Here is a 16,544-nt window from a genome sequence, read left to right as displayed (position 1 = left end):
AGAATGGTATTGAAAAAATGGTCAGTGAAGATCGTTCACTATCTACTAAGCGTGTGTATGACAGTAAGAGGTGCGTACCTCCCTTCTTTACCAAAGCACATTAGCGTCCGTTTTCACACGCAATCATTTAGCCAATTGGTAGCTAATAGACGCGTACGCAAACAGATGAAAAGTTAACGATATTCAGAGGTTAAGCGAATGGAGGTGAACGTGTACGAGGCAGTTCGAATACGGAAAGTGATACCGCAAAGCGCGTTAACTTTTGATAAGTAGGTGCTTGAGTCTTAGTTGTGATGGGGAAACTGCTGCTATGAACGGCACTTTGTACCGCGTCATAAATACCACAATGATGCTGCGCATGTACCTCTTCTCCCATTTCCAATTCGTGCACGATCGACGATATGTTCAAGCTTAAAGGAAGCATGAATAACGACAAAATCAACAATGTGCGTTTCGCAGTGCGAGAGAAAAGGTTCAGAGTTTAGGCCCTATCGAGGTAACGCTAAGGAGACTACCACCGATAAACATGCCATTTATGTATCTAGATCAAAGTAATATCACTAATCGAAATCATTCTCATCACTATATAAAATGAGAACAATGACAAACCAAAATCAGCGTAAATGCTTCTAATCATTTATAAATTAGTATTCTGGGACAGAAGAGTATTCGAGTGAATACAGTAGAAGTTACTCGAAGACTAGATAGGTTTGACCATCTACAGAGATGCTTTTCACTTGTGTGTTAAACACAAACTCAAGTTGTTCTGGAGTCAACACTTGTGCCGCAGCACCAGAAGCTTGCAGCACGCCTTTATCGAGTAGCAGCACCTGGTCAGCGTGTCTTAGGGTACGATTCAAATCGTGGTTTGCCATGATAACCGCAATGCCCTTCTCTGCCACTCGTTCAATGAGCTTGTAGAGTAAGGCTTCTTGAGCAATATCCAATGGCGCTGCTGGCTCATCGAGAATCAACAACTTCGCGTATGGGTTAAGTGTCGGCCAAATTTGCAAGCACATGCCCGCCAAGCGAACGCGTTGCCACTCACCGCCAGACAAAGCTTGAATAGAACGATGAAGCTTGTCTGCAATGTCGAGCATCTGGCTGATTTCTTCCAAAGCAGCGTTTATTTCAGTATCAAGTCCTTGTGAAGAACTTGGCAGAGACAACGCAAGGTATTGGAACACTTCTAAGTTGAAAGCCGGCCTTGCGCTTTGACACAAATAAGCGCGATGCAGTGACAAGTCTTGCAGCGACAACTCTGATAAGTCTTGCTCATCGAGCTTGATGTCGCCTTTATAACCATCACCGATACCCGAGATGGCCTCAAGTAAGGTACTTTTACCACTGCCATTGGGGCCGATAACGTGAGTCACCTGCCCTTGCTTGAGCTCAAATGAGAGTGGTAATAAACGAGCGCCAACGCTCAGGCTCTTAATTTGAATCATGATTTTTAATTAACATCCAAATGAAGATAGGCGCACCGATACTTGTGGTCATCACACCCAAAGGTAACTCGGCAGAATCCAATAAGGTACGCGCGCAAATATCAGCAAATACCAACAAAGCAGCACCCGCAACAGCAGACAAAGGAAGCAGGTATTTGTTATCAGTACCAATCGCTAAACGAAGTAAGTGTGGCACAACCAAGCCCACAAAGCTGATTACGCCGCCCAATGCCACGGCACAGCCGACCAAAATAGATACAGCGAAGATTAAGCGCCAACGCAACTTAGGCACATTCACGCCCAACTGCGCAGCGTGTGTCTCCCCTATCATCATTTTATCTAGCTTACTGCCTTGCAAGCACAACCAAATAATCACCGGGATCATCACTAACGTTAGCGAGTGCTGATACCAAGTCACGCCACCTAAACTGCCCATTAGCCAGTACATCAATAGTCGAAGGCTGAGATCGTCACTGAAATAGAAGGCCCATGTCACCATCGCGCCAGAAAGAATGCCTAACGCGACACCCACCAGCAACAGTTTGGCTGTGGTCAGTCGCATCGCTTTTACCATGCTCACCAAAATCACGGTAAAACAGAGTGACCCTAAAACGGCGGCAATCATGAAGAGTTCTGGAGTAGGAGCAAACGGCAAGAAGAAAAGCACAATCACCATGGCTAGGCTAGCACCGCCAGAAATACCGAGCACACCTGGCTCTGCCAATACGTTGCCTAATAACACTTGTAAGCTTGCGCCAGATACTGCGAGCCCTGCCCCGATGGCAATAGCTGCCAATAATCGAGGTAGGCGTAAATCAATCAGTAGTTTTTGTTCTAACGTGGACAAGGTGCCCAGAGGAGAAATGAAGAGATCGCCAACCATTAGGTAAATTGCACTCAGCGCGACAAGCAGTGCTGCCATCAGATAAATGGCTCTCGCCCATTTGCGCTGTTTTTGGTGAAGAAGTTGTTGGAAATCCATATCAAGCTACTTTGAAAATGTTCGCGTAACCTTACCTGTATCCCCAAATAAACTCAAGGCTCACACCGTAATGTGAACCTTGATATTTCAACCAGTTGAGCGGTTGTTTTCGTCGTTTAAACCCGAGTCGATATTAATCGTACACAAGCTGACCATGGTCGAATCGCGTTTCAACTTCACACACCATTAAGGCCGCTCGTTGACCGATAGCAACATTACGATTTGGGAACACCACCGCTTCGTTTTCATTCTTCGCCATTAACGGTTTATCACCATCATGGCCGAATACTTCACCGTGCTTGAACGCGGTAAAGTTCTCTACTGAATCTGAGAACATGAAATCGAAATCATCATGCAAACGAACAATGGTTCGGCTCACGCGATAAGTAATGGTTCGCTTCGGTAAATGCTCTGGTTCTACTTCAGCAATCAAGTTACGCATTGCCAAGTCAAAAGCCGTTAGCTTATCAAGTTGGTTCTCACCAATTCTCGCTACTTGCCCTAGCTCCATTGTCAGTGCTTGCGCTTCAAAGTTTTCAGCGCTGTACCAACTGAACGTGCTAGTTGGTGCGTTTGACAACAACACTGCTTCCACGTGCGCACTGTTAATGAAATCAAACAGCTCTTTGCTGCGCACTTCATGGCGAACCTTAGGGCTCACTGCGAACGAGTAATGCTTAGATAAACGGATTGCACAGTGCAGATCTAAATGCCAACGAGTGGCAGGTTCCGTTTCTTTGTAAAACTCAGTCACCAAGAACTTCAAGTTCTTAGCGATATCCACTTCTCGATTGCTATCGTACTGCTTTTCATCAAACAGACGATTCATATTCACATCAAGAAAACGAGTATGCGCGTTAGTGGCTTCTGGGTGAGCGATGATAAACAAGCATCTCGCGCTTACTACTTGGAAGCCTGTTTCAATATCCTCAATGAGCTTATCGATCAGCTCCATTGGTGAGGTTTCGTCGCCATGAACACCGGTTGAAAAAATGATGTTCTTGGTTTCAGAATTAAAATCCGCGGGAATCACTTCCAAGACACCGCGTTGATGAAGCTTAATTTGAACACCGTTACTCAGTACGGTCTGTCCTGCAAACACTTCTTGCTCAAGATCTAGGCTGTCAAAAAGAAATGATTGGCGAAAGAGGGTCTTCGTCATGCGCTACTCCTTAATTGCACGGCCGTATGTTAATAAATTGTACATAGAAATTGTGTTGCTAGGATCGCACTTATCAACAGAAACTCCGTTATCACTCACAAATACTACCCATATATTTTTATATTACCTGCTGACTTGACTAACCGACATCTGTTCCAAATAACTTTCTCTATTTAAAGAGACTTTTGGCTGTTTCGGCTTTTCTCAGACTATGTCAGCAAGATAAGAGCCACGTAAGCTAACACAGCTCTTACCTGCCATGAACAGATTGAGATCAATTAATCTTCCTGATCGAGCAATCTTTCAAATTCATCGATTTGAACTTTGACCATGTCGATGCTTTGTTGCCAGAAATCAGCCTGAGTCAGGTCCATTCCCAAGTGTTTTTGAACCACTTCTTCCGCCATCATGCTACCCGTATCACGAAGCAATGACACATAATCGCCGTAGAATTGCTCGCCTTTCGCATCACGCTGCGCGTAAACACCTTTGCTGAACAGGTAGCCGAACAGGTATGGGTAGTTGTAGAAGCTCACTTGAGAAATACTGAAGTGCAATTTGCTCGCCCAGAAGTAAGGATCGGCTTCGGTCATTGCATCGCCGTACCACTCTTTCCAAGTGCTTTCCATCAGGTCACATAATTGCTGAGCCGTCAGTTCGCCTTTTTCACGCTGCTCATAGAACGCTTTTTCAAATTCGAAACGCACTGGGATGTTGACCATTAACGCTAACGAAGAAGACAGCTCTTCCCACAGCATCTCAAGTTTCTCATTACGTGTTTGGGCTTGCGTTAACAAGTGATCACGAACGATGTTTTCAGCAAAAATAGAAGCTGTTTCTGCTAGCGTCATTGGGTAACGTGTCTTACACAACGGCATGTCTTTCATTACCCAGTTGTGGAACGCGTGCCCCAGCTCGTGCGCCAGTGTCATTAAGTCAGAGCGGCTGCCACTCCAAGTCATGAACACAAGCGGCGTGCGTGTCGCGGCAAACTTAGTACAATAAGCGCCTAAACGTTTGTTGGCTGCTGGTGCGGCATCAATCCAACCATTCTCAACCATCAAAGCAACGAAGTCAGCCATCTCTGGATTCACTTCAGCAAAAGCAGTTTTGATCACTTCAATCGCTTCATCAAATGGGTAAACCTTAGATTCGCTGTCACCTAATGGCGGCATTGCAGCTAAGTGATTCCATGGCTTCATTTCATCTAAGCCGTGAACTCTTGCCATCAACAGACCCGCTTTCTGGCCTACTGCGCGATTGGCTTTCGCCACAGACATCATGGTGTCTAGCGTTTCAGGCACAATTCGGCTGCCGTGCAAGCTTGGATCTAAGAAATGTACATCTGCGATTTTCGACCGCTTTTTGTTTTCAGTCAGGCGCCAACCTGCAAGCGCATTTAAGATCGAAGCAAACGACTCTTGGTGCGTCTTCATTGCACCTTGAACCGCGCGCCATGCAGGCTCTTGTTTGTCGAATTCGCTACCGTACAACAAGCTAGCAGCTTGCGAGAAACCAAGCGCTTCTTCTTCACCATCAAGTTTTAGCGACAGTTTCAAAGAGCCCGTTAGGTTGTCGTATAAACGCCCCCATGCATCACGCCCATCGACTTTCATTGCTGCTAAAAGCTGCTCTTCAGCAACACTGAGACGGCTGCTTGATAACTTACGTGAGCTTTCAATCGCGAAGCGTTGGCCCGCAACATCTGCACTCTCGTGTTCTAAAACCGCATCAATAAACTCTGGTTCAGCGTGAATTAACGTGTCTTCATAAGGGCTAAACGCTTGAGACATTTCTGAGTTCAGCTTAGCTACACGGCCAAGCAATGCTTTAGCTTCTGTGTGGGTCGCGTCTACTGAAGCGTGGCAGTTAGCAAAGGTGTTAATTGTGCTCAGTAACGTGCCTGCCGCTTCTGAGGTCTGGATTGCGTTTTGCATTGCAAGAATGATGTGACGCTTTTCAACATGCAGGTACAAGAGTTCAATACACTGTTGAATGAGTTCGATGTCTTGTTCGATTTTTGCATCATCAAGATCGCGATAAGCAATGCTTAGATCCCAACTCGGTGTTGTCATGACTAAATTCCTTTCACGTAGGTAGTAGTGCCAATCTGGCACAGCGGTTATAGACACCGCTTTATACTTCTAATACTTTTTCTATTTACAGTTCTAATTGAATGTTAATTCTTAAAACTGTGTTTTTGAACACTCAGAGAACAGGCAGCCCTATCGCTTTAACGCTGATAAAGCTCTGTGCAAACTGAGTGACTTGAATATGGGTTATCGATGCATTCTCTATCGATAACTTCGAGTACAAACTCGGATTTTTCCAATCAATATCAAGGCAATGCGCCAATAACATTCGAATTACGCCACCATGAGTAACCAGCAATAGATTGTCACTTGGGTTATTCAAAAGTTGCGACCAAGCTTGAGTTACTCTGTCGTGGAAGCTCTGTAAACTTTCTGCACCAGTCAGTTGATGATTTGCAGGGTCTTGCCAAAAAGTGTCTAGCATCGCCCACTTATCTTCAAGCTCATCAAATGCAATGCCGTCCACCTCACCAAAGTTCATTTCTTGAAATTCTGGTGCAATCGACAAAGGTACCGACACACGCTCTGAATATAAGTTTGCTAGGTCGCTGCAGCGTCTTAATGGCGAGGCAACCACACCATCAAAAACCACATTGTGCTGCACCAAGGCCTCACATATTTGCTGTTGAAGTTCTGGATTCACCAATACGTCAGATACACCATTCAGTGCGGCCTTCCCTTCAACCTTGCCGTGTCTCAACAAATAGATATTTTTGGTTGTTCCATTGACCATGTATGTGACCTAGCCTTGAGAATCAAACGAATGATTTGAGGGTTTTAAATTCAACGGTAATCCTGCCGCTATCAGCGTAACTCGTTCGACAACGCGAGCGAGCGCTTGGTTCATTCGCCCTGCATTGTCGACAAACAAGCGCGATACTTTACCCAGAGGAACAATACCTAAACCCACTTCATTAGAGACCATAATGACCTGTGCTGGGCTTTGTTCCACGCTTCTCACCAAAGCTTCAACCACAGCTTCGACTTGCTCATTGGTCGCTTCATCGCCCAGTTCAAAGATAATGTTGTTGAGCCAGAGTGTGAGGCAATCAATCAGTACAACATCGTCTTGATTAAACGACTGCAGTTTCGTGGCTAACTCGACAGGCACTTCATGCTCAATCCACTCTTTACCACGACGATCTTTATGATGAGCGATGCGTTCTCGCATTTCATCGTCAAGATAGGTGGCAGTCGCTATGTAATGCAAACGCCCATTTGAACATGCTTCAAGTGCACATAATGCTTGTTGTTCTGCAAAACTCGACTTACCCGAGCGCGCGCCGCCTAAAACAAGATGGCGATGACTCTGATACGTTTGATTGTTGGTTGTCATATGTTGTCTCTAAAATCCTGAATGCGTTACATAAAGCCGTTATAAAAAGCAGCGGCAAACACAACGTAGATCGTTAGTTCCATCAACTGTTGAGCCGCGCCCAAACAATCACCAGTAAAGCCACCAATGCGTGCAATTAACCACTTTTTGAAGCCCACTCTAAACAGGTAAGCAATCACAGCTAAAACACACGTAAACGCTAACCCAAACCACAAGCTTGGTAACAGGCCAACCAACATAAGGAAGACAAGTTCACCCTTGGTTTGTTTGTTAGCTAAAGGCTTACTCTTGCTCGTGTCTAAGTCGCTGACGTAAGGCATGTCATAAATAAGGGATGCCGCAATCGCTCGGCTAAAGGTGTAGCTCGTCACGATGACCATAAATAATCCAGTCAAGCTGACAAGTTCATTGAGCAGAATCCACTTACCTAACAACGCCATGATCAGCGCAGACGCACCGTATGTGCCTATGCGGCTGTCTTTCATGATGGTTAAGCGACGTTCCAATGTCATGCCGCCACCGATACCATCCGCCATGTCAGTTAAGCCGTCTTCATGGAAAGCACCGGTCAGCATCAAGCTGAAACTCATCATCAAAAAGATGGCAGTCGAGCTTGGTAACACAGTATCAAGCAGTGAAAACAAACCACCGCACAAGACGCCAAGCAACAAACCGACTGTTGAGAAATAACGACCAGAACGGTTCATACGCTCTTCTGAATAGGGCGTATTCTTTGGCATTGGCAAACGGGAAAAGAAGCCCATCGCCAACGAAAACAGTTGCCATTGATAAGCAGCGCGCTCTTTCCAAGATCTGTTCGACGTATTGCTCATTAAACCGTGACTCCAGCGCTCTCGAAGCTCGCCATGTTGTTATAGAACTCAGCTGCTGCTCGGATGATTGGCATGGCCAGTGCCGCTCCTGTGCCCTCGCCCAGCCTAAGTCCAAGATCAAGCAACGGTTCAGCGCCTAGCAACTCTAATAAGATTTTGTGCCCTGACTCTTCAGAGCGATGCGCGAAGATCATGTAATCACGGCAATTCGGTTCAATTAACGTCGCGACATACGCAGCGACTGACACGATAAAACCATCGACCAATACAGGAGTTCTGCTTTGATAAGCACCAAGGAAACCACCGACCATTTGCACGATCTCGTAACCACCGACTTGAGCTAAAATCGATTTAGGATCGAGTCCTTTGCAACGAGCAACACCCTGCTCAACCACCTCGACTTTTCGTGCTAACTGCTCGTTATTGATACCAGTGCCTAGACCAACACATTCAACTGCAGTTCGGTTTGCTAGCGCACTTAAAATCGCAGAAGCACTGCTGGTGTTGCCTATGCCCATTTCACCAAACATGATGATATTGGTGCCATCCGAAATGGTTCTAGATACAAGCGCTGAGCCCAGTTCAATCCCACGTTTAACCGTTTCTAAACTCATTGCGGCTTCATTGGCAAAGTTATTGGTTCGTGTACCCAAACGCTGGGAGATCAGCATTGGATTCTCAGATTCGATTGGTAACAAAATCCCAGTATCCACAACAGTAATATCAATATCATTTACTGCGCAAAAACAGTTAATCGCCGCGCCGCCGCTTAGGAAGTTCAATACCATCTGTTGTGTGACAGCACTCGGGGCAATACTCACGCTTTCATCAGCAATACCATGATCGCCTGCAAAAATGATGATGCTCGGCTTGTTCAATTCGATATGTTCAACCGCAGACTCTTTACCTTGGCTTTGAATCAGAGCCAGTTGATGGGCAACCTTTTCCAGTAAACCAAGAGCGCCTAACGGCTTAGTTTTTTGGTCAATGCGATGTTGGATGTACTGCGAGTATTTTGTATCTAACATAATATAAGTGGTACTTAGATTGAGGTATGGGGGTTAACGATCGTATTCGCTGGAGCTAAATAGTTAACGCTTACTTAGGACGAGTGACAGAGAACACATTGGACAGCGTGGCGTATTCGCCTCCGCCTAGTCGAGATAAAGGATCAAGCGCTAGCGCATCAATCTTCAAGCGATCGCTTTCTTTGTCGAGCACACCTTCAGAGATATACACCTGTTCAACTTGAGCAAAGATAAGGCTTTGCGGCACTTCACCGACTTCTTTTACCTCATACAATGTGCAACCAAAAGCCACAGCGCACTCCTTCACTCTAGGTAAAGAAAAACCTTCAAACTCAACTAACTCGATATTATTCGCGGTTACTTCAGACTCACCATGATCGAGCGTGGCTGCTGTCGCCGTCATCACTTCTGCAGAACTGGCTGACGCAATATGAATGACCAACTTACCCGTTTCAAGGGCATTACGAGTGGTGTCTTTGATTTCGCCCGTTGGCTTCTTCCCAACCGATAGCATCAGTAGCGGTGGATTGCTGGAAACAGGCGTGAAATAAGAGAAAGGTGCTAGGTTGTACTCTTGGTCAGAAGATTCCGTCAATGCCCACGCTATAGGGCGAGGAACGACGGTTTGTGTCATCAGGTGATAAATCTGAGTGGGAGCGAGAGTATCAAGCTTGAGGTTCATAGCACGTCCTTGGTCTATGTGAATTACGCCTCAGTTTACGTGTTAAGCAAAGCTGTATCTATGCCTAACTAGCAGAAACCGCAGAGAGTGTTCTTAATTTAAACAGTTCCTTACCGTTTTTTGTCAAATTGAGAATCAAAAAGACACGAGTTCAATTCCAAATCCCTGCTAGGACGAAAGATCAACAACTTACGTTTTGGCATCGTTTATGCTTTATTAAAAGTACTTATTAATCTCTCCATTGATAAGTACTCACACAGTGAACACCCACACTGAAGCAACAAAAAGTTAGAACAAAGTTATACGTTTCATAAGTAATAAAGTGTCATAAGTAACTACGTTTCATAAGCAAATAGTCATTACTCGAAGCAATTAGTTAAAAAAGCTCAGAAAAGATTTAGGAGGTGCAATGATTCCAAATTCAAGTAAAAGAAAACCAAATAAATCCGGTAAGAAAGCTAGCAAAAAGGTAAGGAAAATCCCACTATCCTTTACCTAAAAAGTAAAAAAGTAAATAACAAGCCCGTCGCCCAGCGGGCTTTGTTATGTTTGGAGCTAAATTAATACCGGACTCAGAACTCTACTCTATAACCACACCATTAACGACCAAGTATTAGCCCTCATTTATCAAACTTTTGTTCGCTTAAAATTCAAACACTGTTTATATTAAACAAGCACTTGCAAACGAGTTAAGGATAGCTATGAGCATTTCTGGAGACAAAACATCAGTTGTAGTGGCTGGTGCGACTGGGCTAATCGGTCGTCATGTGATGAGCCTACTCATCGATGAACCCGCGGTTGATCATATTTATGCCTTATCCCGCAGAGCATTAGATTCGCAGTTTCATTCCGACAAACTCCACACGCTCATTCACAGTGACTTGCAAGTTACGAGTTGGGACGATACCCAAGCCATACCCAATCTCGGGGTTATCTGTTTAGGTACGACCAAGAAAAAGGCAGGTTCGAAAGAAGCATTGCGTAAAGTCGATGTAGAGTTGGTCAGCCACGTAGCTCAGTCGATGAAGTTTCTTGGGGTTCAACGTGTTGCGGTTGTATCCAGTTACGGCGCATCCGTTGATTCCTATTCACACTACCTCAAGTGTAAAGGGCAGATGGAGCAGAACTTAAAACGCATCGGTTTTAAGCAACTGTTCATTGCACGTCCTGGGCCACTGGTGGGTGAACGAGAAGAACCAAGAGTCGATGAAAAACTGCTACAGAGCATCTTTCCTCTGCTGTCGCCATTTATGTTTGGCAAATTCAAAAACCTGCGTCCAATTCAGGCAAAAGACGTTGCACAAGCCATGTTGTTCCGATTGTTCGAAAATAATTTCCAAAATATAGAAATTTACTCGTCAAGCGACATGCTTAATTTATTGGCAAAATATCGCTAAAAAGCTCATCTATTCACCACAATGTTGGATATCCACTCATTCTATTCAGTGGATATTACCTATCGTTCTATTTAATTACTTTTCCTTATTTTACGTTTTGTTACAGGTCGCTACTGTAGCTAACAGTATTTGCGCCCATATATCTAAGCGCCCTATCGATTCAAAGAAATTCATAAGGAAAACAAATGTCATTTTCAGCTATCGCTGCCTTAGCGATATTCACTGGTATCCTCTTCTTTCTCTACGGACAGCAGAAAAAAGAAAACACGTTATCGCGCTTAGTTCTATTAGGTTTAGTTTTTGGTAGTGCTTTCGGCCTAGGTCTTCAGCTTTTATTTGGTGAAGGCAACCCGGTTATTAAAGAAACGCTAGACTGGGTAAACATTGTTGGTCGTGGTTACGTTGGCCTACTGAAAATGGTGATCATGCCATTAGTATTGGTTTCAATGATTGCTGCGGTAGTGAAGCTTGAAAAAGGCGGTTCACTGGGCAAAATCTCTGGCATCACAATCTCTGTGTTGCTAGCAACCACAGCGATTTCTGCGATTGTTGGTATTGTAGTGACTCAAGCATTCGGCCTATCTGCTGAAGGTTTGACAGAAGGTGCGCGTGAAACAGCACGTATCGCAACGCTAGAAAGCCGCATTGGTACTGTTTCTGACTTAACGATTCCACAAATGCTGGTTAGCTTCATTCCAACCAACCCATTTGCAGACCTAACGGGCGCTCGCTCTACGTCTATCATCGCGGTTGTTATCTTTGGTGTGCTAACGGGTATTGCTGCACGTAAAGTAATGGCAGAGAAAGAAGAGCTAGAATCTCCAATTCGTACCTTTGTTGAAGCGGCTCAATCTATCGTGATGCGCTTAGTTAAGATGATCATGGCACTAACGCCATACGGCATCGCAGCGTTAATGGCGAAGGTAGTAGCAACATCAAGCGCTTCTGACATCTTAAGCCTGCTAGGTTTCATCGTAGCGTCTTACGTTGCAATTCTACTGATGTTCGTGGTTCACGGTGTGTTGGTTTCTTTTGTTGGTGTAAACCCGAAAGAGTACTTCCAAAAAATCTGGCCTGTTCTAACGTTCGCTTTCACTTCGCGTAGTTCTGCAGCAACGATTCCTCTGAATGTTGAAGCTCAAATCACGAAGCTAAACGTGCCACCAGCAATTGCTAACCTATCAGCCTCTTTCGGCGCGACAATTGGTCAAAACGGCTGTGCGGGTATCTACCCTGCAATGCTAGCAGTTATGGTGGCACCTACGGTTGGCATCGACCCAATGGACATCAACTTCATTCTGTCTCTAATTGCAATTATTACAGTGAGCTCTTTCGGTATCGCAGGTGTGGGTGGCGGTGCAACGTTCGCAGCACTTATCGTACTTCCAGCTATGGGCCTTCCTGTAACGATTGCAGCACTGCTTATCTCTATCGAGCCACTTATCGATATGGCTCGTACAGCGCTTAACGTATCTGGTGCGATGACAGCTGGTACAATCACAAGTCGCCTATTAGGTAAGAAAGACAAGCAACAAGACTTGGAACAAGCAAACGCTTAATTCTGAATCGAATAGCTCGACCAACAAAAAAACCGATGCATGTGCATCGGTTTTTTATTGTCTGTCTTATGTCAGAGCCACTTTTGTAAACAGTAGAACTTAAAGCACTAATCGAATTACTTTCTCAGCTAATGCTTCATCGTCGTCTTCACTCAATCCGCTGATACCAATAGCGCCAATCACCTGTCCTTGATGTTCAATTGGAACACCACCTTTGAAGCCAGTGATCTTTGAATCGGTCCAGTAACTGAGGTCCTTCCCTGTTTCTCTTGCCCAAGCGCCCAAGTTACCACTCGGTTGTCTGTCTCTAGCAGAGGTATAAGCTTTGTTTTGAGCCAACAAACCCGCTTGCACGCTAACGTTGTCCATTCGGGAGAACGCTAGCAGTTCACCATGTGTATCACATACACTCACAGCGATGGCTTGATTGTTGTGCCCTGCGATGTCGAGTGCGCTGTACACGAGTTGCTGTACGATTTTTTGATTCAACATATTCATCCCCTATGGCAACGCCTGACCACGTGAGTACACGTATAAGTTGTACCACTCTTCACGAGTGAGATTAATCTGAGTCGCAACCGCAGATGCCTTAATTCGATCGAGATTAGTAGTGCCGATGACAGGCTGAATACCAGCAGGGTGACGCAGTAAAAACGCCAACACAATCGCTTCACTTTCTACGCCATATTGATTGGCTAATTGCGCGACATAATGCGCGGTCTTTTTCACGTTCTCGTGTTCTGAATACAAGCCTTGCTCTGCAAAACGACCTTGTGCCAAACAGCCCCAAGCTTGCAATTGAATGCCCTTCATTTGGCAATGCTCCAATGTGCCTGCAGCAAAATCAGATTGGTGATGACCTTGCGAGTTAATCATCACGCCATCATTAAGCCAATCAAGCTTTGCCAAGCTCATTTCAATTTGGTTCGCGACAATAGGCTGACTGAGCGCCGACTGTAGATACTGGATTTGATGACTGTTCATGTTGGACACACCGAAGAAATCCACCTTGCCCTGAGCTTTCAGATTCTCAAGCGTTCTTGCCAGTTCATCGAGTTCCATCAGCGGATCAGGACGATGTAAAAGCAACACGTCGAGCTTTTCTGTATTCAGACGGTTCAGAATACCTTCTACCGATTGGCTTACCCAATCTGCCGAGAAATCATAACGGCCAACGTTGCCTTCACCTTCAAAGCGAATACCACACTTGGATTGAATGAACATCTGATCACGTAATTCAGGGGCTTGTTGTAACGCTTGGCCAAAGGCTTGCTCTGCCTTGCTAAAAGTATAAATATCAGCATGGTCAAACAGGTTGATTCCCGACTCCAGTGCTGTGTCGATTACGCTACGTGTTTGCGCTACATCAGACGCCGTTACCGGGTTGTCGTTCCAGCCACCTCCAAGCCCCATGCATCCATAGGCGATTTGCCCAACACCCTCTAGGTGGCTTGATAGTGGGATACTCTTTTGATTATCGTTTTTGTTTGTTGAATCAATGCTGTTCGTCATACCTGATCTCGCTTAGAAGGTTTGATGCCAATAAATATGCCTCTATCATATTGTTCTTTTTAAAAAACAGAATATGCTAGTTACGAAATGATTGTTTGGTATAGCGAACAATATAAATAGGCAGCTTTGAAGGAATACGCGAATGAACGAGCACAAAAGAATAGAACGATTGATCCTATTTGTAGAACTTGCTCAACAACTTAACTTTACCAAAGCAGCGGAAAAGCTTGGCATATCCAAGAGCTACCTTTCAGAGCAAATCAAACGGCTAGAAAGCGACTTACAGTGCCCTCTTCTTGTAAGAACCACCCGCAGTGTTCGACTAACCCAAGAAGGCGAACGCGCACTACAACAAGGCTTAACCATTCGCTCTCAAGTATTGCAGCTTGAGCGCAGCGTTTCGGAGCAACACGACATCGTAAAAGGCACGTTACGCCTTACGGCACCAAAGATGTTTACAGAGGTGTTCCTGTTCGATATCTGCCAGCAGTTTAGACAGCAATACCCTGAGGTTCGCTTTGAGATTAATAGCAGTTACACCAACTTTAATCTCAACCAAGATGATATCGATATCGCCTTTCGTGCCACCAATACCCCGCCAGATAACATGATCGCGAAACGATTGATTACCTATCAGCACGATTTGGTTGCAACGCCCAGCTATCTTAATCAATTTGGTCGCCCCACCAGCGTGAGCGATTTAAGTCATCATCAATGTTTAGCGACACTGCATCAAACCGAGTGGCCTTTAAAATCGGCGAATATCGATGTTTCAGGTTGGCTCTCAAGCAATGACAATCACTTACTCAAGCAACAAGCCATGGTAGGAAGCGGCATTATTCGTATCGCGAGTTATTACGTTGACAAAGAAGTTGAACTTGGAGAGTTAGAGCGATTGTTACCTGACGAGTGTCTACAACAAGGGAACAGTATTTATCTGTTCTATCCGCAAGTCATCTACCCAGCTAAAAAGCATCAAGTGTTTATTAAATTTGTTCAGAATTACTTTGAAAATTTGAGTCGATAAATGATGGGTAGTGATTTAAGGCAAGCGAAAGTAACTGATTTAAATAATACGAAATAGGGTTTAAATAACTCCTTCGTTTATATACCTATATTTTATTAGGGGTTATTGAACAATAATAAAGCACTTTTAGTCGTGCTCCGATTAATTATCGTATTTAATCGCAATAAATCGTGCATTTGTTCAATAATACAATGAGTTAACTATGAAGAATCATCGTGATTGATATATGATGCAACACCTCAATATGCTGCATCAAATTGACACCAGTTCGGTAACGAGATCACCATGAGCTTTATTATACTTTTACTTCTTCTACTCTTCGTTTTCATAACACGCTTACTTCAATGGCGAGCAACTTCCACTTTTTTGTCTCTTGTTCTTATATCGTCATTTGTGTTGATTGGTTCAGGTTTTATCCCTCGCTATTTATTAGACGACCTACAAGCGAATTACGAAAGTAAGCCTGAGATCCAGTGGTCGGATAATAATGCGATTGTTCTTCTGGGTGCAGGAACGCAGTTAATTAAAAGTACACAAGAGTTCGAACCAGCCTTTTTCTCTTATGGTCGAATCAGTGAAACGGCAAGCCAATATAAAGATTGTGCAAAATCGGACACTAAGTGCAAAGTAATCATCAGTGGTGGCGATGCACAAGGCAATGGCGTAACAGAAGCGGAAATTTACGAACAACAATTGCTGAGACTTGGCGTACCAACAGCTGACATCATCCAAGAACCGAACAGCGTAAACACTTGGAAAAATGCGCAACTGACCAGCGACCTGATGAAACATCACCAATTCGACAACATTGTGCTGGTTTCATCTGGCCTGCACATTCGCCGTAGTGAACTCTACTTCAACCACTTTGGATTGAACGTGATTCCGGTAAGAGCCGATTACATGGCAGCTCAAATTTCATGGCTGCCACTGTGGTATAACTTTGCGGTAACAGACTTTGCTCTGCACGAACAAATCGGGTTTGCTCGTTACAACATCTACAACTTTATGGGTTGGAACAGCAAACGGGAAAAACCTGGGGATGCTTAATCGCGTCCAATTAACTTAACTCGATACACACAAAAAAGCAGCAATAATCGAAAAGTTGTTTGCTGCTTTTTTGATCCTACCTATCACATTATTTTTTCTTATTTAGGCTTACGTCTACACTCCCTATCCTGTAAGCAATAATTCTTTCTAATCAATCTTGCTGACTTATTTTTCCAAATCCATTTTCTAAATAACAAAGTTACAGAAACACAAACGTTCAACAATTAACCGCCCATTAATTGGATGGTTGAAAGTAATTGAAATCAATCAAGATAAGTCTTTATCAAACGATAAGTTGATCAGTACAACTCTCTGATATTTATAAGTATTTATTTTCAATTCATTTCAGTACTTTTGGCTTTGTTTTATATGACAGAGTACACCCCGCTAGAGACCCTCGGCTTTAAACAATACTCATGACAACACATATAAATCACA

At 44.3% G+C, this 16,544-nt stretch carries 16 protein-coding genes; 4 read left to right on the top strand and 12 right to left on the bottom strand.

Features of this window, described 5'->3' with window-relative positions; genetic code table 11:
* Positions 1-190: 190 nt before the first annotated feature.
* The 10 genes from OCV12_RS07065 to OCV12_RS07020 form a co-directional block, all read right to left on the bottom strand.
* A complete protein-coding gene (locus OCV12_RS07065) occupies positions 191-424 on the bottom strand; it encodes a DUF2607 domain-containing protein (RefSeq protein WP_261885752.1) in 234 nt (77 codons plus the stop codon).
* 265 nt (positions 425-689) lie between these two features.
* Positions 690-1,448 (bottom strand): vitamin B12 ABC transporter ATP-binding protein BtuD, encoded by a 759-nt coding sequence (btuD, locus tag OCV12_RS07060; protein ID WP_261885751.1) that lies wholly within the window; start codon positions 1,446-1,448, stop codon positions 690-692.
* On the bottom strand, positions 1,435-2,430 hold the full coding sequence (gene btuC, locus OCV12_RS07055; protein WP_176681373.1) for a vitamin B12 ABC transporter permease BtuC: 996 nt from the start codon (positions 2,428-2,430) through the stop codon (positions 1,435-1,437). The genes btuD and btuC overlap by 14 nt, the downstream gene beginning before the upstream one ends.
* Before the next feature lie 133 nt (positions 2,431-2,563).
* The gene (locus OCV12_RS07050) at positions 2,564-3,592 is read right to left on the bottom strand and encodes a succinylglutamate desuccinylase (RefSeq protein ID WP_261885750.1); all 1,029 of its coding nucleotides are present in this window, start codon (positions 3,590-3,592) and stop codon (positions 2,564-2,566) included.
* 278 nt (positions 3,593-3,870) lie between these two features.
* Positions 3,871-5,667, bottom strand: a complete 1,797-nt coding sequence (locus tag OCV12_RS07045; protein ID WP_261885937.1) for a M3 family oligoendopeptidase — start codon at positions 5,665-5,667, stop codon at positions 3,871-3,873.
* Between the two features lie 133 nt (positions 5,668-5,800).
* Entirely contained in the window at positions 5,801-6,418 is a 618-nt protein-coding gene (cobC, locus tag OCV12_RS07040; protein ID WP_261885749.1) for an alpha-ribazole phosphatase family protein, read from the bottom strand.
* 9 nt (positions 6,419-6,427) lie between these two features.
* Complete coding sequence (gene cobU, locus OCV12_RS07035; protein ID WP_261885748.1) at positions 6,428-7,021, bottom strand: bifunctional adenosylcobinamide kinase/adenosylcobinamide-phosphate guanylyltransferase; 594 nt, start codon at positions 7,019-7,021, stop codon at positions 6,428-6,430.
* Between the two features lie 26 nt (positions 7,022-7,047).
* Positions 7,048-7,854 carry an adenosylcobinamide-GDP ribazoletransferase gene (locus tag OCV12_RS07030; protein ID WP_261885747.1) on the bottom strand — a complete coding sequence of 269 codons (807 nt, stop codon included), beginning with the start codon at positions 7,852-7,854 and terminating at the stop codon, positions 7,048-7,050.
* Positions 7,854-8,882, bottom strand: coding sequence for a nicotinate-nucleotide--dimethylbenzimidazole phosphoribosyltransferase (cobT, locus tag OCV12_RS07025; RefSeq protein WP_261885746.1), 1,029 nt, complete (start codon positions 8,880-8,882; stop codon positions 7,854-7,856). The genes OCV12_RS07030 and cobT overlap by 1 nt, the downstream gene beginning before the upstream one ends.
* A gap of 70 nt (positions 8,883-8,952) precedes the next feature.
* A complete protein-coding gene (locus OCV12_RS07020) occupies positions 8,953-9,564 on the bottom strand; it encodes a flavin reductase family protein (protein ID WP_261885745.1) in 612 nt (203 codons plus the stop codon).
* A 701-nt stretch (positions 9,565-10,265) separates the two neighbouring features.
* Between OCV12_RS07020 and OCV12_RS07015 the strand changes: the two genes are divergently transcribed.
* Entirely contained in the window at positions 10,266-10,961 is a 696-nt protein-coding gene (locus OCV12_RS07015; protein WP_261885744.1) for an NAD-dependent epimerase/dehydratase family protein, read from the top strand.
* Positions 10,962-11,146: 185 nt separating this feature from the next.
* Positions 11,147-12,520: an L-cystine transporter gene (locus tag OCV12_RS07010; protein ID WP_261885743.1), complete on the top strand. Its 1,374-nt coding sequence runs from the start codon at positions 11,147-11,149 to the stop codon at positions 12,518-12,520.
* Between the two features lie 99 nt (positions 12,521-12,619).
* Here OCV12_RS07010 and OCV12_RS07005 read toward each other — a convergent pair whose 3' ends face one another.
* Both OCV12_RS07005 and OCV12_RS07000 read right to left on the bottom strand, forming a co-directional pair.
* The gene (locus tag OCV12_RS07005) at positions 12,620-13,012 is read right to left on the bottom strand and encodes a GlcG/HbpS family heme-binding protein (RefSeq protein ID WP_017629759.1); all 393 of its coding nucleotides are present in this window, start codon (positions 13,010-13,012) and stop codon (positions 12,620-12,622) included.
* Positions 13,013-13,021: 9 nt separating this feature from the next.
* Positions 13,022-14,032: an aldo/keto reductase gene (locus OCV12_RS07000; protein WP_261885742.1), complete on the bottom strand. Its 1,011-nt coding sequence runs from the start codon at positions 14,030-14,032 to the stop codon at positions 13,022-13,024.
* A 142-nt stretch (positions 14,033-14,174) separates the two neighbouring features.
* Here OCV12_RS07000 and OCV12_RS06995 point away from each other — a divergent pair, with 142 nt between their 5' ends.
* Together OCV12_RS06995 and OCV12_RS06990 are read left to right on the top strand one after the other, a co-directional pair.
* Positions 14,175-15,059 carry a LysR family transcriptional regulator gene (locus OCV12_RS06995; RefSeq protein WP_261885741.1) on the top strand — a complete coding sequence of 295 codons (885 nt, stop codon included), beginning with the start codon at positions 14,175-14,177 and terminating at the stop codon, positions 15,057-15,059.
* A gap of 285 nt (positions 15,060-15,344) precedes the next feature.
* Entirely contained in the window at positions 15,345-16,106 is a 762-nt protein-coding gene (locus OCV12_RS06990) for a YdcF family protein (RefSeq protein WP_261885740.1), read from the top strand.
* Positions 16,107-16,544: the final 438 nt, after the last annotated feature.

Source organism: Vibrio pomeroyi (assembly GCF_024347595.1).
Classification (GTDB): Bacteria; Pseudomonadota; Gammaproteobacteria; order Enterobacterales; family Vibrionaceae; genus Vibrio; species Vibrio pomeroyi.
Note: the sequence above shows the minus strand (reverse complement) of the source record. Positions and strands in the feature narration are given on the sequence as shown.